20 protein-coding genes (1 of these 20 cut by a window edge) are annotated in these 20,260 nt (G+C 61.4%); 11 read left to right on the forward strand and 9 right to left on the reverse strand.

The features are described 5' to 3' along the window. The 3 genes from hrpB to ACQY1J_RS20590 all read left to right on the forward strand — a co-directional run. Window positions 1-2,041 carry the 3' portion of an ATP-dependent helicase HrpB gene (gene hrpB, locus ACQY1J_RS20580; RefSeq protein WP_430250719.1) on the forward strand. 458 nt of this gene lie to the left of the window's left edge, so 2,041 of the gene's 2,499 nt are visible here — the last part of the coding sequence; its start codon lies beyond the left edge, outside the window; the stop codon is at window positions 2,039-2,041. 126 nt (window positions 2,042-2,167) lie between these two features. Continuing rightward, on the forward strand, window positions 2,168-3,493 hold the full coding sequence (locus ACQY1J_RS20585; protein WP_209903605.1) for an ActS/PrrB/RegB family redox-sensitive histidine kinase: 1,326 nt from the start codon (window positions 2,168-2,170) through the stop codon (window positions 3,491-3,493). Between the two features lie 67 nt (window positions 3,494-3,560). Beyond that, a complete protein-coding gene (locus tag ACQY1J_RS20590; RefSeq protein ID WP_113109941.1) occupies window positions 3,561-4,136 on the forward strand; it encodes an ActR/PrrA/RegA family redox response regulator transcription factor in 576 nt (191 codons plus the stop codon). A gap of 10 nt (window positions 4,137-4,146) precedes the next feature. Here the strand turns inward: ACQY1J_RS20590 and ACQY1J_RS20595 are convergent, their stop codons facing one another. Beyond that, complete coding sequence (locus ACQY1J_RS20595; RefSeq protein ID WP_430250720.1) at window positions 4,147-4,635, reverse strand: MmcB family DNA repair protein; 489 nt, start codon at window positions 4,633-4,635, stop codon at window positions 4,147-4,149. A gap of 188 nt (window positions 4,636-4,823) precedes the next feature. Between ACQY1J_RS20595 and ACQY1J_RS20600 the strand changes: the two genes are divergently transcribed. Further along, complete coding sequence (locus tag ACQY1J_RS20600) at window positions 4,824-5,507, forward strand: L,D-transpeptidase (protein ID WP_062577163.1); 684 nt, start codon at window positions 4,824-4,826, stop codon at window positions 5,505-5,507. A 76-nt stretch (window positions 5,508-5,583) separates the two neighbouring features. Here ACQY1J_RS20600 and ACQY1J_RS20605 read toward each other — a convergent pair whose 3' ends face one another. The 5 genes from ACQY1J_RS20605 to hslV all read right to left on the reverse strand — a co-directional run bounded on the left by ACQY1J_RS20605 (window position 5,584) and on the right by hslV (window position 12,371). Continuing rightward, window positions 5,584-7,758: a malate synthase G gene (locus ACQY1J_RS20605; RefSeq protein WP_430250721.1), complete on the reverse strand. Its 2,175-nt coding sequence runs from the start codon at window positions 7,756-7,758 to the stop codon at window positions 5,584-5,586. 124 nt (window positions 7,759-7,882) lie between these two features. Next, window positions 7,883-9,283: a cytochrome P450 gene (locus ACQY1J_RS20610; RefSeq protein WP_430250722.1), complete on the reverse strand. Its 1,401-nt coding sequence runs from the start codon at window positions 9,281-9,283 to the stop codon at window positions 7,883-7,885. Between the two features lie 43 nt (window positions 9,284-9,326). Continuing rightward, on the reverse strand, window positions 9,327-10,262 hold the full coding sequence (locus ACQY1J_RS20615; RefSeq protein ID WP_062463019.1) for a DUF1402 family protein: 936 nt from the start codon (window positions 10,260-10,262) through the stop codon (window positions 9,327-9,329). A gap of 199 nt (window positions 10,263-10,461) precedes the next feature. Continuing rightward, the gene (gene hslU, locus ACQY1J_RS20620; protein ID WP_062577159.1) at window positions 10,462-11,769 is read right to left on the reverse strand and encodes an ATP-dependent protease ATPase subunit HslU; all 1,308 of its coding nucleotides are present in this window, start codon (window positions 11,767-11,769) and stop codon (window positions 10,462-10,464) included. A 74-nt stretch (window positions 11,770-11,843) separates the two neighbouring features. Next, window positions 11,844-12,371: an ATP-dependent protease subunit HslV gene (gene hslV / locus ACQY1J_RS20625; RefSeq protein ID WP_062463013.1), complete on the reverse strand. Its 528-nt coding sequence runs from the start codon at window positions 12,369-12,371 to the stop codon at window positions 11,844-11,846. Window positions 12,372-12,584: 213 nt separating this feature from the next. Here hslV and hisB point away from each other — a divergent pair, with 213 nt between their 5' ends. The 7 genes from hisB to coaA are packed head-to-tail and all read left to right on the forward strand — an operon-like array spanning window position 12,585 to window position 17,217. Then, window positions 12,585-13,193, forward strand: a complete 609-nt coding sequence (gene hisB / locus ACQY1J_RS20630) for an imidazoleglycerol-phosphate dehydratase HisB (RefSeq protein ID WP_113110002.1) — start codon at window positions 12,585-12,587, stop codon at window positions 13,191-13,193. A 20-nt stretch (window positions 13,194-13,213) separates the two neighbouring features. Then, a complete protein-coding gene (locus ACQY1J_RS20635) occupies window positions 13,214-13,702 on the forward strand; it encodes a DUF2628 domain-containing protein (RefSeq protein WP_430250723.1) in 489 nt (162 codons plus the stop codon). Next, on the forward strand, window positions 13,702-14,352 hold the full coding sequence (hisH, locus tag ACQY1J_RS20640; protein ID WP_062463007.1) for an imidazole glycerol phosphate synthase subunit HisH: 651 nt from the start codon (window positions 13,702-13,704) through the stop codon (window positions 14,350-14,352). The genes ACQY1J_RS20635 and hisH overlap by 1 nt, the downstream gene beginning before the upstream one ends. Window positions 14,353-14,354: 2 nt before the next feature. Next, complete coding sequence (hisA, locus tag ACQY1J_RS20645) at window positions 14,355-15,098, forward strand: 1-(5-phosphoribosyl)-5-[(5-phosphoribosylamino)methylideneamino]imidazole-4-carboxamide isomerase (RefSeq protein ID WP_430250724.1); 744 nt, start codon at window positions 14,355-14,357, stop codon at window positions 15,096-15,098. After that, on the forward strand, window positions 15,095-15,871 hold the full coding sequence (gene hisF / locus ACQY1J_RS20650) for an imidazole glycerol phosphate synthase subunit HisF (protein WP_062577152.1): 777 nt from the start codon (window positions 15,095-15,097) through the stop codon (window positions 15,869-15,871). The genes hisA and hisF overlap by 4 nt, the downstream gene beginning before the upstream one ends. Window positions 15,872-15,895: 24 nt before the next feature. Continuing rightward, window positions 15,896-16,219 carry a phosphoribosyl-ATP diphosphatase gene (locus tag ACQY1J_RS20655; RefSeq protein ID WP_092665224.1) on the forward strand — a complete coding sequence of 108 codons (324 nt, stop codon included), beginning with the start codon at window positions 15,896-15,898 and terminating at the stop codon, window positions 16,217-16,219. After that, the gene (gene coaA / locus ACQY1J_RS20660) at window positions 16,216-17,217 is read left to right on the forward strand and encodes a type I pantothenate kinase (protein WP_062577147.1); all 1,002 of its coding nucleotides are present in this window, start codon (window positions 16,216-16,218) and stop codon (window positions 17,215-17,217) included. Before ACQY1J_RS20655 ends, coaA begins: the two co-directional genes overlap by 4 nt. Before the next feature lie 40 nt (window positions 17,218-17,257). Here coaA and ACQY1J_RS20665 read toward each other — a convergent pair whose 3' ends face one another. The 3 genes from ACQY1J_RS20665 to ACQY1J_RS20675 all read right to left on the reverse strand — a co-directional run bounded on the left by ACQY1J_RS20665 (window position 17,258) and on the right by ACQY1J_RS20675 (window position 20,047). After that, window positions 17,258-17,869, reverse strand: coding sequence for an alpha-ketoglutarate-dependent dioxygenase AlkB (locus tag ACQY1J_RS20665; RefSeq protein WP_430250725.1), 612 nt, complete (start codon window positions 17,867-17,869; stop codon window positions 17,258-17,260). A 26-nt stretch (window positions 17,870-17,895) separates the two neighbouring features. After that, a complete protein-coding gene (arfB, locus tag ACQY1J_RS20670) occupies window positions 17,896-18,330 on the reverse strand; it encodes an alternative ribosome rescue aminoacyl-tRNA hydrolase ArfB (protein WP_430250726.1) in 435 nt (144 codons plus the stop codon). Between the two features lie 106 nt (window positions 18,331-18,436). Next, entirely contained in the window at window positions 18,437-20,047 is a 1,611-nt protein-coding gene (locus ACQY1J_RS20675) for a phosphoenolpyruvate carboxykinase (protein WP_430250727.1), read from the reverse strand. Window positions 20,048-20,260: the final 213 nt, after the last annotated feature.

The raw sequence follows: 20,260 nt of genomic DNA on the forward strand, positions 1-20,260 counted from the left end.
GGCGCTTGCGCTCGATGTCCAGTCGGCGCTGCGGGAAGACCTTCGCATCCTCGTGATGTCGGCAACGCTCGATGTGGAGCGCGTTGCCGGGCTTCTTTCCGATCCGCCTGTCATCGTCAGCGAGGGACGAGGCCATCCGATCGAGATTCGCCATCAGGACAGGCCTAGCGGCGAGCGGATCGAGGATACGGTCTCGCGCGCGATCATCGAAGCGCACCGTTCGGAAACCGGATCCATCCTTGCGTTTCTGCCGGGCCAGGCGGAAATCCTGCGCACGGCTGAGCGACTGCAAGGACGTTTCGGGCCTGAAACGCGGGTGGTGCCGCTTTACGGCAATCTTTCGCAGCGGGATCAGGATCTGGCGATCCGGCCCTGCCCGGCCGGACAGCGCAAGATCGTGCTTGCGACCTCGATCGCTGAAACGTCGATCACCATCGACGGGGTGCGTCTCGTGATCGACAGCGGTTTGCAGCGGCTGCCGGTGTTCGAGGCCTCGACGGGCATTACCAGACTGGAGAACGTGCGGGCCTCGCGCGCTTCGGCGGATCAGCGGGCCGGACGTGCCGGGCGAACCGAACCGGGTATCGCCATCCGTCTGTGGCATCCCGGCCAGACCGCGGCCCTGCCGGCATTCACGCCACCGCAGATCCTCGCGAGCGATCTCTCTAGCCTCGTCCTCGACCTTGCCCATTGGGGCGTGGAGGATCCGGCATCGCTGGCGTTTCTCGATCCGCCGCCTGCGGCCGCCTTCAAGGAAGCGAAAAGCCTTCTCACCCAGCTCGGGGCCTTCGATGAGCAGGGTCGGCTGACAGCGCGCGGCAAGACCATGCGCGACATGGCGCTGCCGCCGCGGCTTGCGGCGATGACGATTTCGGCGGCAGACGACGGCCATGGCCGTCAGGCTTGCCTGCTGGCAGTGCTCCTGACCGAACAGGGGCTTGGCGGATCGGATGTGGACCTCGACGAGAGGCTGCGACGTTTCCGCAATGAGAAAGGCGAGCGCGCCGACGCGGCAAGGCGGCTTGCGGACCGCATCGCTTCCGGCCTTCCCCGCAATGCGCAACCGGGTTTGCCAGCGACAGCCGGCCAGCTTCTGCTGCACGCCTATCCGGACCGGGTGGCGATCCAGCGCGGCGGGCGTGGCCGGTTCGTGATGGCAAACGGCCGCGGGGCGGAACTGCCCGAAACCGAGCGGCTTGCCGGTGCATCCATGCTTGTTATCGCCGATCTTTCCGGGCGGGCCGTCAAAGCGCGGATCCTTGCAGCAGCAGAAACCAGTCGTGCCGAGATCGAGGCCGAGCTCGACGATCTGATCGTGCGCCAGGATGAGACGGTATTTGACCGCCAGAGCCTGAAGCTGCGGGCCCGCAAGGTGACGCGGCTCGGTGCGATCGTGTTCGAGGAAAAGCCGCTGCCACGCAAGACGGGCGAAGCCGCAGCCTTGGCACTTGCCGAGGGTGTGCGGGAGCTGGGCCTTCAGGTCCTGCCGTTTTCCAAGGACGGCGCGCAGCTGCGCGAGAGGCTGGGCTTTCTTTACCGGACGATCGGGGCGCCCTGGCCTGACATGGATGACGCAGCACTCCTTGATCGGCTTGCCGAATGGTTCGTTCCGTTTCAGGGCCAGGCCTCCGGCATCGACGCGATCCAGCCCGGCAGTCTTTCAGAAGGGCTGCGCTCGCTTGTTCCCTACGACATCCTGCAGGATCTGGGACGCCTGGCGCCGACGCATTTCGAAGCGCCGACCGGGCAGCGCCATCCGATCCGCTATGATGGAGACGAGCCGACCCTGTCGATCCGGGTTCAGGAACTGTTCGGACTGAAGACCCATCCGGCCGTGGCCGGCGGGCGCCTGCCGCTGCTGCTCGAACTTACATCGCCGGCGCACCGGCCGATCCAGACGACAAGAGACCTGCCCGGTTTCTGGTCAGGATCGTGGAAGGATGTGCGCGCCGACATGCGCGGACGCTATCCGAAACATCCGTGGCCGGAAGATCCGGCAGAAGCTCTGCCGACGGCGCGGGCGAAACCGCGCGGGACATGATAGGCAGACGTGACAGAATGCCGCCTGCGACCAGGAGATGCGGCGCGCTATGAAAAGCGTCGTGACAGTCGAAGCGGAAAGCGGGACATAGAAGAGATGGCGACCAGAGACATGTCCGGCGACGAGATGGCGACCAGCGAAAGCGGCGTCATCGCCCTTTCCGATGCGGTGCGCAGCCGATCCAGCCGGCGGATGCGCCTGCAGACGCTGGTGCGGCTGCGCTGGCTTGCTGTTGCCGGACAGACGGCAACGGTGGTGATCGTCGCCTTCGTGCTGCAGTTCCCGCTGCCCCTGATGGAGGCGGCAATCCTGATCGCGGCGCTTGCCGTGGCAAACCTCACCCTCTCGGCCTGGTTTCCCGCGACGCATCGGCTCGGACCGCGGTCCGTCATTGCGCTTCTGGGCTTCGATCTTCTGCAGATGGCCTCGCTCCTGTTTATCACCGGTGGCCTTGCCAATCCCTTTGCGCCGCTGATCTGCGTGCCGGTGATCATTTCGTTTGCCTCGCAACCCTTGCGCCATTCGATCATGCTGATCGTGTTTGCCCTGATCTGCACCACCACCATCGCCTTTTCGCCGTTCGACGTGCCCTGGTATGCGGGCCAGACGCTGGAGACGCAGCCGGTGATGCAGATCGGCGTCTGGTGCGCGATCGCCTCGATGATGATGTTTGCCGCCTTTTATGCCTACCGCGTCTCGAGCGAGGCGGCGCTGCTGGCGGATGCGCTGGCCGCGACCGAACTGGTGCTGGAGCGGGAAAAGCACCTCTCGCAGCTCGACGGACTGGCGGCAGCGGCCGCGCACGAGCTTGGAACGCCGCTTGCCACGATCAGCGTCGTTGCCAAGGAAATGCTGCGCGACCTGCGCGAAGACGACCGGTTTCGCGAGGACGTGCTTTTGCTGCGCAGCCAGAGCGAGCGCTGCCGCGATATCCTGCGCCGGCTGACATCGCTGTCGACCGAAAGCGAGGAGCATATGCGCCGTCTGCCGCTGTCGTCGCTAATCGAAGAAGTGATTGCGCCGCATCGGCAATTCGGCATCGATGTGGAACTCGTCGAAAAAAGCGACATTGCCGGCGAGCCGGTCGGCAATCGCAACCCGGCAATTCTCTATGGTCTCGGCAACCTCGTCGAGAATGCCGTCGATTATGCCAGAGAGAAGGTCACGGTGACCACCGAACACACGGCGTCGCGGGTTGCCATCACGATCGAGGATGACGGGCCGGGTTACGCGCCGGATATTCTCGCCCATATCGGCGAGCCCTATATGACCACGCGGTCTCGCGAAGACGAAAGCGCGGGTGGGCTCGGGCTCGGGCTCTTCATCGCCAAGACGCTGCTGGAGCGATCGGGGGCATCGCTCAAGTTCGGCAACCGCGATGCCGGCAAGGCAGGCGCCCGGATCCGGATCGAATGGCCGCGCAGCCTGATGGACCGGCCGGCGATAAAATGAGTGGCCGCTTTGCCAACGCGACCCATATTGAAGTGCAGCAACGGACCGTTGTCCGTGGAGACAGACGATGGATACGAATTCTGAAAACATGCCCGCCCTCGACGATCCCCAGCTCGGAGACGATCCGTTCCTGCTGCTCGTCGATGACGATGGCCCGTTCCTGCGGCGTCTGGCGCGCGCCATGGAAAGCCGCGGCTTTATCGTGGATGCAGCGGAATCGGTCGCCGAAGGGATCGCCAAGGCCGAAGCCCGGCCGCCGAAATATGCCGTGGTCGATTTGCGGCTGGGTGACGGCAACGGTCTCGACGTGATCGAAGCCATCCAGAAGTCCGGTTCGGACACCAAGATCGTGGTGCTGACCGGCTATGGCAATATCGCGACCGCGGTGACAGCGGTTAAGCTTGGAGCGCTCGACTATCTGTCCAAGCCTGCGGATGCGGACGATGTGTTCAACGCCTTGATGCAGCGCCCGGGCGAAAAGGCGGATGTGCCCGAGAACCCGATGTCTGCCGATCGGGTGCGCTGGGAACATATCCAGCGCGTCTACGAGGCCTGCGAGCGCAATGTTTCGGAAACCGCAAGGCGGCTGAACATGCACCGGCGCACGCTGCAGCGGATACTTGCCAAGCGCGCACCGAAGTAAGTCTCGCCGGTCAGATGTCGTCGAAGCTTTTGCCGGTCGCCCATTCGGCCAGCATCAGCCTTCGCGCGGCGAGGCGGGAGAAATTCAGCATGATCGATTTGCGCGATGCGGGCGCCAGCTTGTGTTCCGGTGCCTCGCGCATCTGGTGGGCGCCGTAGCCATCGGACAGGAACAGGCCGCAATCTTCCGGAAAGATCTCGAGCGGAACGTCCTTGTGGGTGGCGAAGAACAGCCGGTCGCAGGAGGCGCGGTAATCAGGCCATTTGCGATCCACCCGGAAGTCCTCGATGGAAGTCTTGATCTCGATGATCCAGATCTCGCCCTTCTCCGACACTGTAATCAGATCGGCGCGGCGACCATTGGAAAGCGCCATTTCCGGAAGAATGGCATGCCGCATGTCATGGAGCAGGATCTGCATGCCGCGGCGGACCATCATGGCCCGCGACGACTGACGGCCGTCGACGAGCGGGTTATTATTGGCAATGTTCAATATCGTCATGCACTTGACCTGTCACAGCCCCTCCGGGGGGTTACGGATGTTGCAAAAAGGACATTGCCTTTTGCATTCGTGGAAGCGCGATCCCCTGGCTCACTGCTATCGCTTGCCAAGCGCTGCGCTATGGAAAATAACGGGTCCGAAGGCGCCTGAGCGCCCATTTCAATCGATTCGTACATCAAGAGAAATCCATGCGCTTTCGCAACAGCATGCTCGCACTCGGCCTGTTGGCAACCTCTGCCCTGGCCGGCTGCTCCACCACGTCCGACACACCCCGGACGGTCGCCCAGGCCGATGCTCCGGTCCGTATCGAGACGGCGCAGATCTTTACCGATTCGTATGGGTCGATCACCGATGCAGGTTACACCCTGCCGGCGATCCCAATCAACCGGGTGAAGCCTCAGTTCGTTCGCCAGGTCGTCAATTACGAGACGAATGAGCGGCCGGGAACGGTCATCGTCAACACCCGCGAGCGCCACCTCTATTTCATTCTGCCGGGTGGTCGTGCGATGCGCTACGGCATCGGCGTCGGCAAGCAGGGCTTTGCATGGTCGGGCACAGCCTATGTTGCCTGGAAGCAGGAATGGCCGAACTGGCATCCGCCGAAGGAGATGGCAGTGCGCAAGCCGGACATCGCCCGTTATGTCGAAAACGGCATGGGCCCCGGTCTGTCGAACCCGCTTGGTGCACGCGCCATGTATCTGTTCAACGAAAAGGGCCAGGACACACTGTTCCGCCTGCATGGAACGCCGGAATGGGCCTCGATCGGCACCGCCGCTTCGTCGGGCTGCATCCGTCTGATGAACCAGGACGTGATCGACCTCTACAGCCGCGTCCGTCCGGGCCGCAACACCAAGGTCGTCGTGATCCAGTAACGGTTCAACGCCTGCAAATGCAAAAGCCGCCGAGGATTTCCCGGCGGCTTTTTTGTTGTCTGAGCGACGGGCTGGATCAGCCGGCTTGCGCTTTCAGTTCCAGTCTGCGGCGATGGAGCACCGGTTCGGTATAACCGTTCGGCTGTTCGCGGCCCTTGAGGACCAGTTCGAGCGCTGCCTGGAAGGCGACCGAGGCTTCGAAGTCACGGGCCATCGGCGTATAGAGCGGATCGCCTTCGTTCTGGCCATCGACCACAGCCGCCATCCGCTTCAGCGTCTCGACGATCTGCTCTTCGGTGACGAGCTTGTGGTGCAGCCAGTTGGCCATATGCTGTGACGAGATGCGCAGCGTCGCCCGGTCTTCCATCAGTGCGATGTCGTTGATATCCGGCACCTTGGAGCAGCCGACGCCCTGGTCGATCCAGCGCACGACGTAGCCCAGAATGCCCTGCGCATTGTTGTCGAGTTCGCGCTGGATTTCTTCCGGCGTCCAGTTCGGCCGCGAGGCGACCGGCACCGACAGGATATCGGAGAGTTTGGCCCGGGTGCGGGTCTTCAACCCCTTCTGGACCTCGGCCACATCGACCTTGTGATAATGGGTGGCATGCAGGGTGGCGGCCGTCGGCGACGGGACCCAGGCGGTGTTGGCGCCCGCTTTCGGGTGACCGATCTTCTGCTCCAGCATCGCCGCCATCAGATCCGGCATGGCCCACATGCCCTTGCCGATCTGTGCATGGCCGGACAGCCCGCAGGCGAGACCGATATCGACATTCCAGTTCTCATAGGCCGCAATCCAAGCCGCCTGCTTCATGTCGCCCTTGCGGATCATCGGGCCGGCTTCCATCGAGGTGTGGATCTCGTCGCCGGTGCGGTCGAGGAAGCCGGTGTTGATGAAGACGACGCGCTCCTTCGCGGCGCGGATCGCCTCCTTGAGGTTGATCGTGGTGCGGCGCTCTTCGTCCATGATGCCCATCTTCATGGCATTGTCGGCAAGGCCGAGCGCCTGTTCGACACGGGTGAAGATCTCGGCTGCAAAGGCCACTTCCTCAGGACCGTGCATCTTCGGTTTGACCACATACATGGACCCAAGCTTCGAATTCTTGCGGCGGCCGGTGATGCCGCCATCCTTGCGACCGATGTCGTGGATGGCGATCAGCGCCGTGACGACAGCATCCATGATGCCTTCGGGCACTTCATGGCCGTCGCGGTCGAGAATGGCCGGGTTGGTCATGAGGTGGCCGACATTGCGGATGAGCATCAGCGAGCGGGCTTTGACCTCGACGGTTGCACCGTTCGGCGCCGTATAGTCGAAATCCGGGTTGAGCGTGCGCAGGAAGCTCTTGCCACCCTTGGCAACCTCTTCCGAGAGATCGCCCTTCATCAGGCCAAGCCAGTTGCGATAGACGGCGACCTTATCCTCGGCGTCGACAGCCGCGACCGAATCTTCGCAGTCCATGATTGTGGTGATCGCCGATTCGATTCGCACATCGGAAATATGGGCCGGATCGTCCTTGCCGATCGCCGTTGCCGGATCGATGACGATTTCGACATGCAGGTTGTTGCGGACGAGCAGGATCCGGTTCGGTTCGCCCAGGTAGCCGGCAAACTGGGTCGGATCGGTCAGGCCGGTCACCTCACCGTTCGACAGCGTCACGAACAGGGCGGCATCTTCCACCTTGAAGGAGGCTGCATCCTTCCAGCTGGCGCCGGAAAGCGGAGCCGACTGATCGAGGAAGTCGCGCACCCAGGTGATCACCTGCTTGCCGCGGACCGGATTGTAGCCCTTGCCCTTGTCGGCGCCGTCGTCTTCCGGGATGGCATCGGTGCCGTAGAGAGCATCGTAGAGCGAACCCCAGCGGGCATTGGCGGCATTCAATGCGTAGCGTGCATTCATCACGGGGACGACGAGCTGCGGGCCGGCGATCGCAGCGATCTCAGGATCGACGTTTTCCGTCGAGACGTGAAAGTCGGGACCTTCGGGCAAAAGATAGCCGATCTCCCGGAGGAAGGCCTCATAGGCGGCAAGGTCGTTCGGCGCGCCGTTCTTGCGGTACCACTCGTCGATCTCAAGCTGAAACGCATCGCGCTTGGAGAGAAGCGCCCGGTTCTTCGGCGCGAGGTCATGGACGATCGCGGAAAACTCGGCGAAGAAATGCTCGGCATCGACACCGGTCTCGGGAAGCGCTTCCGTGACCAGAAAGTCGTGCAGCTTCTGATCGATCTGCAGTCCATTTTTTTCGATGCGAGTCATGCCGCGCCTCCCGTATGATTTTTTGGTGACATGCAGATTGCCCGCAAGACCTTGTCTGTCAATCGCAGACGATGCCATCGACCAGGAAATCATTGACCGATATGGACCACCCTCAAGCGGTGTTTCACGTGGAGCGACGGACCACCTTCATCGGTATTCCGTCCTGCGGCTGGGTGGTGAGCTTCTGTACCGGCCAGACTTTGGTGCCCGGCACCACATCGAACCGGTAGCGCTTCATCAGCACGGCAAGCGCGATCACCGCTTCCTGCATGGCAAAGACGGCACCGATGCAGGTGCGTGGGCCCGCCCCGAACGGCAGGTACTGGAAGCGATTGATGGTGCCGCGGTTTTCCGGAAGGAAGCGTTCGGGCATGAAGGCACGCGGCTTTTCCCAGTAGAGTTCATGCCGATGCAGCGTCCATGGCATGACGAGAACTGTCACGCCGGCATCGATGGTCACGGTTTCGCCCGTTGGGCTGGTCCAGCGATCGTTCCGGATTGCCGCGCGGTTGATGGAAGGCGCCGGAGGATAGAGCCGCAACGCTTCCTCGAAAGCCGCCCTCACCCAGGGCATCCTGTCCAGCCAGTCCACCGGTTCGGCTCCTTCGCCGAGGACCAGGTCGATTTCGGCTTCCATCGCTTCGCGCACATGCGGCGACTGGCCAACGCAATACAGCGTCCAGGCGAGCGCCCTCGCCGTCGTTTCATGGCCGGCGCCGATGAAGGTCAGGATATTGTCTTCGATTTCGGCCATCGTCAGGCCTTCCGGCCCTTCAAGCTGCAGCAGCAGCGTCAGGAAATCCTGCGGTACGGCATCCGGCGTCTCGCGGATCCGCTTTTGCCGCTGGAGCATGGTATCGGAAACAACCTTGCGGAACTTGTCGAGCACCCGCTGGCCACCGACCCGCGTCAGGCGCGGCACCCATGGCGGGGCGCGCAGAAGATCCATCGGATCGACGCGGCCCATGCGATGCAGGAGGCTGTCGACGTCATCGGAGAATTTCGCGCTCTCGGTGACAATCTCACCGGAGAACAGCGTTTCGGAAAGGATCGCGAATGCAAGCTCCGTCATGTCGACGGAGATGTCGTGGACCCTGCCCGAAGGACCATCCGCCTCATACTTCTCGACATATTCTTCAGACTTCGCCAGCATCTGGCCGGCAAAGCCGCGGGAGTGGCGCGGTGTGAACACCGGCGCCATCGCCTTGCGCGAGCGCTTCCACACAGGGCCTTCCGCCGTCAGCAACCCGTCACGCAGGATCGGCCGCAGGATGAGCTGGCGGATCTCCGACATCTCGTAATTGGCGGAATTATCGACAAGAATGTGCCGGATAAGGCCCGGATCGTTGACGATGAGGGTGCGTTCCTTGAGGAACTTCGTCTCTATCCACGGAAGCGTGTAGGACGGCTTTCCCCACAGTTCGAGGGGATTGCGCATCACGGTGCGGATGACTTCCAGCCGCGACGGCGGGACGGTGCGCGGCTCCGGTGCCGGTGGCACGAAAGGTTCGGGGCGCATGTCCATATGAAGAGTCCTCATCTTTAAGAGATGAAGAACATATCAGAACTCAGAAGAGCGATTTCAACTCGGCGATCTTGTCGTTGACCAGCCAGCCGTAATAATTCTCTTCCGGCAAACCGCCGCGCGCCCTCAAGGCTGCCGCCCGTTGTGCCGAGCCGCCGGTGTTATAGAGAGTGGCTGTGATGCCGGGATTGCGGGAGATATCGACATTCGCAATCGTCTTGTAGTCGTCGATCGAACGGCGGATGTTCGCCGCCATGTAGGCGAGCGATTTGTCCGGGTCCATGATCGCGTCATAGACTTCCGATGCCTTGTTCTCGTCCAGCTTCGGGTAACCGGAAACGCGGGCGACGGTGTCTGAAAACATCATCGCCGTCAGCGGATTGAGCTGGCCGAGGCCGAAGGTCTGGCCGGCATAGAAGGGCTGGAAGAAGACCGCGCTGAAACGATTGTCCGGAAACGCCTTGCCATCGACCTTGCGGCCACGGAAAGCGTCTTCCCAGACATTTTCCCGGCAGGTCCAGAGACGGTAGGAGTCGAGCCCCGTGCTGCATTTTGCAAATTGCGGGCGGTCGAGAAAATCCTTGATCGATTCGTCGTCGTAGCCGAAGCGGAAACTGTTGCCGGCATAGGCGGCAGCCTTGATGTAATAGGTCTGCAACCGGTCATAGGCATCGACATTATAGGTGTGCTCGCCAACGATCGCGCCGACGATATGGATCGGATCGAAGCCGTAGGCCGCTGCCGCAGATCTGATCTTGCCGATCAGTTTCTTGTCGGTTGCGAGCAGATCGCGGATCTTTTCATACTTGTCGTCGAACGTGGTGCGACCGGCGCGGGTTCGGCGCACGGAGGCACCCGGCACTTTCGGCTGCACCGTATTGCGGTTGCCTTCCGGCACGATGGTCACCGCGGCCGCGTAGGTCGTGGAAGCGGCCGTCCATGCGACGGTCATCAGAAATGCAAGCAGGAGGCGTTTCAAAATTGTCGTGTCCCAATTACGGTCTGCACCGATAACGCTCCAGACGCCGAAACAGTCAGGCGGGGGAGAGCGGCGCATCACGAAAGCGCGTCACCCTTACGTGAAGAGATGCTGTAATGTCGAGAGAGTGGCATTCAAAATAGCGTCACTGCCAAGGCGAGCAGCAGCCGGTCGTTGCCCGGCTGCCACGAATTCAAGGTCAGAGGATGTAACGCGACAGGTCGGTATCGTTGGCGAGATCGCCGACATGCTTGCGGACATATTCGGCATCGATCGTGATCGCCGTGCCGCCCTGATCGGGCGCGGTGAAGGAAATCTCGTCCAGCACGCGCTCCATCACCGTCTGCAACCGGCGGGCACCGATATTTTCGACGGTGGAATTCAGATGCACCGCGACATCGGCGAGCGCGTCGAGCGCGTCATCGGTAAAGTCGAGAGCAAGATCTTCCGTGCCCATCAGCGCCTTGTACTGCCGGATCAAGCTTGCCTCGGTTTCCGTCAGGATGCGGCGGAAGTCTTCCTTGGTCAGCGGCTTCAGCTCGACGCGGATCGGCAGACGGCCCTGGAGTTCCGGCAAAAGGTCCGATGGCTTCGACACATGGAAGGCACCTGATGCGATGAACAGGATATGATCGGTCTTTACCGGTCCGTATTTGGTCGAGACCGTGGTGCCTTCGACGAGCGGCAACAGGTCGCGCTGCACGCCTTCACGTGAAACACCGGCACCCATGCCGCCGTCGCGGGCAGCGATCTTGTCGATCTCGTCGAGGAACACGATGCCGTCATTCTCGACCGAACGCACCGCTTCGCGCTGAATCACCTCGTTGTCGATCAGCTTGTCGGATTCGTCGCGCACCAGTTCGCCGTAGGACTTGGCAACCGTGGTTTTGACCTTCTTGGTGCGCCCACCCATCGCCTTGCCGAACATGTCGGAGAGGTTGAGAACGCCGATATTGCCGCCCGGCATGCCGGGAATGTCAAAGCCGGGCATGCCCGAACTGGTATCGGCCACCTCGATCTCGATTTCCTTCTCGTCAAGCTCGCCGCTGCGCAGGCGCTTGCGGAAACTGTCGCGGGTGGCAGGAGAGGCCGTCGATCCAACGAGCGCATCGAGCACGCGCTCCTCGGCGCTCGCCTGCGCCTTCGCCTGCACTTCGGTGCGTTTCTTCTCACGGATCAGGCCGATGCCGATCTCGACGAGATCGCGGATGATCTGTTCGACGTCACGCCCGACATAGCCGACCTCGGTGAACTTGGTGGCTTCCACCTTGATGAAGGGAGCGCCCGCGAGCTTTGCGAGGCGACGGGAAATTTCCGTCTTGCCGACGCCGGTCGGCCCGATCATCAGGATGTTCTTTGGCATGACTTCGTCGCGCAGGCTCTCATCGAGCTGGTGACGGCGCCAGCGGTTTCGAAGCGCGATGGCCACGGCGCGCTTGGCGTCGTGCTGGCCAATGATGTGGCGGTCGAGCTCGGAAACGATTTCCCGGGGAGAAAAATTGGTCATGAGTTCCTCTTGGCGTCCCTCGTCAACCGTCCTGTCAGGCCCGGCCCGTGAGAGATCCTCTGGCTTGGATGGCGTTATTCGGCGTCGAGCGTTTCGACGACGAGATTGTGATTGGTGTAGACGCAGATATCGGCCGCGATATCGAGCCCCTTGCGGGCAACCTCTTCGGCCGACATGTCCGTGTCCATCAGCGCGCGGGCAGCCGCATAGGCGTAGTTTCCGCCGGAGCCGATGGCGATCGTGCCGTGTTCGGGCTCCAGCACATCGCCGTTGCCGGTGACGGCGAGCGTGATCGACTTGTCGGCAACCAGCATCATCGCTTCGAGATTGCGCAGATACTTGTCGGTGCGCCAATCCTTGGCAAGTTCGACGGCGGCGCGCATCAGCTGGCCGGGATACTGCTCGAGCTTCTTTTCGAGGCGGTCGAGAAGCGTGAAGGCATCTGCCGTGGCGCCTGCGAAACCGGCAATCACATCGCCGGTCTTACCGATGCGGCGCACCTTGCGGGCATTGCCCTTCATCACCGTCTGGCCGAGGCTCACCTGACCGTCACCGGCCATTACCACCTTGCCGCCCTTTCGGACCGTAATAATCGTTGTCATTTCATCTACCTCTAAAAGCCCCTGGAGGGCGCCTTCGATTGCGAGCCCCAGCGACGTTCATGGCGGCTCCGTTGAGCCCTATGTAAGTGGGCATCCGCCGAATACAATCTTGCCGAAACGGCACAGCGTACCGGCCGCGCTTCGGCCGTGCTTTTGCTGGATATTTGATCTGCCGCCTGATATGGAGCGCGCAGAATAAGCATGGGTGACATGATGGTCGATACGACAGCCACACGCACGGGAAGCGTTTCCCGCAAGACCAACGAGACTTCCGTTTCGGTTTCCGTGAATCTCGACGGCACCGGCACGTCAAAGATTTCGACGGGCGTCGGGTTTTTCGACCATATGCTGGACCAGCTGTCGCGCCATTCGTTGATCGACATGGAAATCGACGTGAAGGGCGACCTGCATGTCGACGATCACCATACGGTGGAAGACACCGGCATCGCGATTGGCCAGGCCATTTCCAAGGCGCTCGGCGACCGGCGCGGCATTGCCCGCTATGCTTCGCTCGATCTCGCCATGGACGAAACGATGACGAAGGCTGCGGTCGACGTGTCGGGCCGGCCGTTCCTGGTCTGGAACGTTTCGTTCTCGGCCCCGAAGATCGGCACGTTCGATACGGAACTGGTGCGGGAATTCTTCAACGCGCTGGCCCAGAATGCCGGGATCACGCTGCATATCCTCAACCATTACGGCGCCAACAACCATCATATCGCCGAGACCTGCTTCAAATCCGTGGCGCGCGTGTTGCGCATCGCGACAGAAATCGATCCGCGGCAGGCCAATCGCGTTCCTTCGACCAAGGGTACGCTTGCCTGACGCTTCCAGGAGTTTCATCCTTGAGAAGCTATCTCGTTCTGACGCCGAAAAATGGCCCCGACAGGGAGCACCGTTCCACCATCATCATGCCGGACGGCTTTTCCTGGCCGGCATTCCTGCTTTCCTGGATCTGGCTGTTCTGGCACCGGATGTGGATCGCCGGCGCGGTCGCACTCGCCATCCAGACCGGCAGCGGCGTTCTTTCGACCATGCCGGGTTTCGCGATCGGCGGCTGGCTGCTCGGCTTTGCGATGAACCTCATCGTTGCGCTGGAAGGCCGGCATCTCTATTCGCAGTCGCTGCAGCGCCGGGGCTACACGCTCGAAACTGTCGTGTTTGCGCAGGACAGAAGCACGGCCGAGCAGATGTATTTCTCCAATCTGCCGCAGCCTGAACCGAGCGCAATGCCTACTCTTTCCGAATGGGCGCCACAGACGAACACCCCTTCCCCCGCCGCTGCCGGATGGCAGAGTTCCGGCGCCGGACTTTTCGATCACGGAGCACGCTGATGCGCGTCGCAATCATCGACTACGGATCGGGCAATCTCCGATCCGCCACCAAGGCTTTCGAACGCGCCGCCCGCGAGGCCGGCATCGACGCTGAAATCGACCTTACCGACAAGCCTGACGCCGTCGCCTCGGCTGACCGCGTCGTTCTTCCAGGCGTTGGCGCCTATGCCGATTGCCGGGCGGGGCTTGATGCCGTTTCGGGGATGCACGAGGCGCTGATCGAAGCCGTCGAGACAAAGGCGCGGCCCTTCCTCGGGGTCTGCGTCGGCATGCAGTTGATGTCCTCGCGCGGGCTCGAAAAGACCACCAGCGAAGGGTTCGGCTGGATCAAGGGCGACGTCGTCGAGATGACGCCGTCCGATCCCGGCTTGAAGATCCCGCAGATCGGCTGGAACACGCTGGAGCTCGTCAACCCGCATCCTCTGTTCGATGGCATTCCGACCGGACCGGACGGGCTGCACGCCTATTTCGTGCACTCCTACCATCTGGCCGCCGCCAACCCTTCCGACGTGATTGCCACAACCGAATACGGTGGCGCGATGACGGCATTCGTCGGACGCGACAACATGGTGGGGGCGCAATTCCATCCGGAAAAGAGCCAGACACTTGGCCTCGCCCTGATTTCCAACTTCCTGCGCTGGAAGCCCTGAACATGATTCTTTTCCCGGCTATCGATCTCAAGGACGGCCAGTGCGTGCGCCTCAAGCTTGGCGACATGGAGCAGGCAACCGTCTACAATCCGGACCCTGCGGACCAGGCCAAGGCCTTTGAGGACCAGGGTTTCGAGTGGCTGCACGTAGTGGACCTCAACGGCGCCTTTGCCGGCGAAAGCGTCAATGGCGCGGCCGTCGATGCGATCCTGAAGGCAACGAAGAACCCGGTGCAGCTCGGCGGCGGCATCCGGACGCTCGAGCATATCGAAGCGTGGCTTAGCCGCGGATTGGCGCGTGTCATTCTCGGCACTGTTGCGGTGCGCGATCCTGCCCTCGTCATCGAGGCATGCGAGAAGTTTCCGGGCCAGGTCGCCGTCGGCATCGATGCCAAGGGTGGCAAAGTGGCGGTGGAAGGCTGGGCTGAAGCGTCCGAGCTCGGTGTCATCGAGCTTGCCAAAAAATTCGAAGGCGCTGGTGTTTCGGCAATCATCTATACCGACATCGACCGCGACGGGATCCTCGCCGGCATCAACTGGTCCTCGACGCTGGAACTGGCAGATGCAGTTTCCATTCCCGTCATTGCGTCGGGCGGTCTCGCCTCGATGGACGATATCCACCGCATGCTGCAGGCGGACGCAACCCGCCTTGAGGGCGCGATTTCCGGGCGGGCGCTTTATGACGGCCGTATCGATCCTGACGAAGCGCTGTCGCTGATTCGTGCCGCGAGAGGAGAAGCCGCATGACGCTCAAGGCCCGTGTCATTCCCTGCCTCGACGTGAAGGACGGCCGTGTCGTCAAGGGCGTCAATTTCGTCGATCTGATCGATGCCGGCGATCCGGTCGAGGCCGCAAAGGCCTATGATGCTGCCGGTGCCGACGAACTCTGCTTCCTCGACATCACCGCTTCGTCAGACAACCGCGACACGATCTTCGATGTCGTCGCGCGCACCGCCGAACACTGCTTCATGCCGCTTACCGTTGGCGGCGGCGTTCGCGCCATTGCCGATATCCGCAAGCTGTTGCTGGCCGGGGCCGACAAGGTCTCGATCAACTCCGCTGCAGTGAACAATCCGGATTTCGTCTACGAAGCTGCCAACAAGTTCGGCAACCAGTGCATCGTCGTGTCGATCGATGCCAAGCGGGTGTCCGCATCAGGCGAGAGCGATCGCTGGGAGATCTTCACCCATGGCGGACGCACTGCGACCGGGATCGATGCTGTCGAGTTTGCGCGAAAGATGGTCGAGCGCGGCGCCGGCGAGTTGCTCGTGACCTCGATGGACCGCGACGGCACGAAGATCGGCTACGATCTGGCGCTGACCCGCACGATTGCCGATTCGGTTCGCGTTCCCGTCATCGCCTCGGGCGGCGTCGGCACGCTGGACGATCTCGTTGCGGGCGTGAAAGAGGGCCATGCGACCGCCGTTCTCGCCGCCTCGATTTTCCACTTCGGGACCTATTCGATTGGCGAGGCAAAGCGCTATATGGCCGACCATGGCATTGCCATGCGGCTCGACTGATATTCGGGACGGGAGGAGACGGTTTTGAGTGAATTCACCCTCGGCGATCTCGAGAAGATCGTTGCGCAGCGCGCGAAAGCCCCGCCTGAGGAATCCTGGACCGCCAAGCTCGTGGCGGCCGGGCAGACCAAGGCTGCCAAGAAGCTAGGCGAAGAGGCGGTGGAAACCGTGATCGCCGCGGTGGCGCAGGACCGGCACGATCTCGTGTCTGAAAGTGCGGACCTTCTCTATCATCTTATGGTCGTATTGAACATTGCCGACATCCCGTTGCAGGATGTGCTCGCCGAACTTCAGCGCAGGACAGGCCAGACAGGCCTGCAGGAAAAGGCGAGCCGAGCTCCTTCATGAACATCGTTTCGACGCCTGAAAAGCATGATGTGGATATCCCGGAGAGCGGTGTGAACGCGGAATACTACTCGCCCTACCACCACTTCACCGCCGAGGAATGGGCGAAGTTTCGGGCCGACACGCCACTGACGCTGAAGGCCGAGGAAATCGCCCGGCTGCGCTCGCTGGACGATCCGATCAACATCGACGAGGTCCGGCGCATCTATCTGTCGCTGTCGCGCCTTCTTTCGACCCATGTCGAGGCCTCGCAACGGCTTTACCGGCAGCGCAACCGCTTTTTGACCCTTCCGGATGTGTCAAAGACCCCGTTCATCATCGGCGTTGCCGGCTCGGTCGCGGTCGGCAAGTCGACCACCGCACGCGTGCTGAAGGAACTGCTTGCGCGCTGGCCGGCAAGTCCGAAGGTCGATCTCATCACGACCGACGGATTTCTTTATCCCAACGCGGTTCTCCAACGTGAAAACCTGATGCAGCGCAAGGGTTTTCCGGAGAGCTACGATATCGGCCAGATCCTGCGGTTTCTTTCGGCGATCAAGGCCGGCGAGAAAAACGTCAAGGCGCCGCGCTACTCGCATCTGACCTATGACGTGCTGCCCGGCGAATATACGCTGGTCGACCGTCCCGACATCCTAATCTTCGAAGGCATCAATGTGCTGCAGTCGCGCGCATTGCCTGTTGACGGCAAGATCGTGCCGATCGTGTCTGACTTCTTCGACTTCTCGATCTATATCGACGCCGACGAGGAGCAGATCCACCAGTGGTATGTCCAGCGGTTCATGAAACTGCGGCAGACGGCCTTTCGTGAGCCGACATCCTTCTTCAACAAGTATGCGGCGATCAGCGAAGCGGAGGCGATGGCCGTCGCAGAAGGGCTTTGGGAAAACATCAACCTCAAGAACCTGCGCCAGAACATCATCCCGACCCGGCCCCGCGCCGATATCATTCTGCGCAAGGGTCGCGACCACTTCATCGAGACGGTGGCTTTGAGAAAACTGTAGGCTGTCGATCGATACCCATTACACGATGGATCTTCAATCGTCAGCTATTGACCCTTCGCAGTGTCAGATTGATGCGACCACCGTTCTTGAGAAGCGTCGACGTGCCGGGATAGATCCGGTCGACCCCGTGAAACGCCAGCCGCCCTTCCCCACCCAGCACCACGATATCGCCGCTCGAGAGCTTGAAGGAGCCTGTCGGATCCTTCCGATCGACCCCACCGACCCGGAACAGGCAGGTATTGCCGAGCGAGATGGAAAGGACCGGCGCCTTCAGGTCTGATTCGTCCTTGTCCTGATGCAGGCCCATTTTCGCGTCGTCTGAATAGAAATTGACAAGGCATGCCTCCGGCGGCTTGTCGTAGCCGGCAAGGTTTTCCCAGAGATCCATCAGTTCTGACGGAATGGCTGGCCATGGTCGGCCGGTCTGCGGATGGACATCCTGGTAGCGGTAGCCACGCTCCTTGTCCGTTACCCAGCCGAGCGCGCCGCAATTCGTCATCCTGACTGACATCTGTTTGCCCGTGCCGGGCATAGCCGGGATATAGAGCGGTGCATCGGCAACAATGCCGCGGATGACCTCGACGAGCCGCTCCTGTGCGCTCCGGTCCAGATAGTCGGGCAGATGCCGGATGCCGTTTGCCAAAGTCGCCATATGATTCCCTCCGTGGACCTGCGCGGTCAGTCGCCGCTGGGCTTACCACGCATCTTCTTCACATCGGAGCGGCCGGCTTTTGCTTTCAGTCGCCGCTCGACCGAGCCTTTGGTGGGCTTGGTTTTCCTGCGCGGTGGTGGTGGCGGCTCGGCGGCCTTGAGGATGAGTTCCTTCAGCCGCTCGCGCGCATCCTCGCGGTTGCGCTCTTGGCTGCGAAACCGGTTGGCCTCGATCATCAGCACGCCGTCCTTGGATACCTTCCGGCCGGCGAGCTTGATCGCGGCTTCCTTGATCCGTTCGGGCAGCGACGGGGAATTGACGAGATCGAAGAACAGCTGGACCGCCGTCGAGACCTTGTTGACGTTCTGGCCGCCCGGACCGCCCGCCAGCACGAACTGCTCGGTGAGCTCCCATCCGGCGATGGTGATGCGGGTGTTGATCTCGAGAGGATTACTGGCCATGGCCGTATTTCCCACAAACCGGAGCAAAAGAAAACCGCCGGCTCAAGGAGAGCCGACGGCTATAATGTTCCACGTGAATCCTTAAGGTCCAGCTGGGACCAAAGGATTACTCGGCGGCGATCTTCAGGCCAGGTGCTGCGTCGCGGACCTTGCTATCGACATGGTCTTCGAACTTCTCAAAGCTCTTGATGAACATCGAGACCAGCTTGGCTGCCTGGTTGTCGTAGGCCTGGCCATCGGACCAGGTCGAACGCGGATCGAGAATGGACGTTTCGACGCCGTCGACGGCGACCGGAACGGCAAAGCCAAAATTGGCATCCGTGCGGAACTCGGCATCCTTGAGGCTGCCGTTCAGGGCTGCGGCCAGAAGCGCGCGCGTGGCCTTGATCGGCATACGACGACCGGTGCCGTATGCGCCGCCCGTCCAGCCGGTGTTGACCAGCCAGCAATCGACGCCGTGCTTGGCGATCAGGTCCTTCAGGAGGTTGCCGTATTCAGCCGGATGACGCGGCATGAACGGTGCGCCGAAGCAGGTCGAGAACGTGGCTTCCGGTTCCGTCACACCCTTTTCCGTACCGGCCACCTTGGCGGTGTAACCGGACAGGAAGTGGTACATGGCCTGTTCCGGGGTCAGCCTGGCAATCGGCGGCATCACGCCAAACGCATCTGCCGTCAGCATGATGATCGTCTTCGGATGCGGCGCAAGGCCGGTTTCCGACGCGTTCGGAATGAAATGCAGCGGATAGGCACTGCGGGTGTTTTCCGTCAGCGAATTGTCGTCGAAATCGGGAACGCGGTTGTCGTCGAGCACGACGTTTTCCAGGACCGTGCCGAAACGACGGGTTGCCGCGTAGATTTCGGGCTCAGCTTCGGCGGAAAGCTTGATCGCCTTGGCGTAGCAGCCGCCTTCGAAGTTGAAGACGCCGTTTTCGCCCCAGCCGTGCTCGTCGTCGCCGATCAGCGTGCGGCTCGGGTCGGCCGAAAGCGTGGTCTTGCCGGTGCCCGAGAGACCGAAGAACACAGCGGTATCGCCTTCGCTGCCAACATTGGCGGAGCAATGCATCGGCATCACGCCCTTGGCCGGCAGGAGATAGTTGAGAACGGTAAAGACCGACTTCTTGTTTTCGCCGGCATAGGACGTGCCGCCGATCAGCACGAGGCCGTTTTCCAGATCGCAGGCGATCACGGTTTCGGAGCGGCAGCCGTGACGGGCCGGATCGGCCTTGAAGCTCGGCAGGTTGATGATCGTCAGCTTCTGTTCGAAACCTTCCAACGTATCGCGCTTGGGGCGGATGAGGAGGTTGCGGATGAACAGCGCATGCCAGGCAAGCTCTGTGACGACGCGGGTCGGAAGCGCGTTTGCTTCATCGGCGCCGCCGATCAGATCCTGGACGAACAGGGTCTTGCCGCTGGCATGGGCCAGCATGTCAGCCTTCAGCACGGCAAAGTGCTCGGGCGACATCGGCTTGTTGTTGTCCCACCAGATCTTGTCTTCGGTACCCGCGTCGCGGACGACGAATTTGTCCTTGGGCGACCGTCCGGTATGCTGTCCGGTGCGAGCCCTCAACGCGCCGTCGATCGTCAGATCGGCTTCGCCCCGGCGAATCGCTTCTTCGTAAAGCTCGACTTCGCTGAGATTGTAATTCACACGCGATGCATTGCCGAGACCGATGTCTGCGAGCCCGTTCGATGGGTTGTGAAGTCCAAACTGCTCCATACGCGCGCTCCTTTTTGTGGATTGAACCTGCGCGGAACCTAGAGCGGGTTTTTAAAAAGGGCAAGATAATTCTGAAATAGCGTAATAATATCAGTTATTTAATCGATTTAAAAAATTTTATTCTCGATTAAATCGGTTTACGAGGGTTTTCTGTTCGCCGTTTCTGGGGGTCTTTCACGACCTGCATACTGTGTTTGGCTCATTGGGACAAAG

The sequence above is a fragment of the Neorhizobium sp. DAR64860/K0K1 genome (assembly GCF_050500205.1).
GTDB classification, from domain to species: Bacteria; Pseudomonadota; Alphaproteobacteria; order Rhizobiales; family Rhizobiaceae; genus Neorhizobium; species Neorhizobium soli.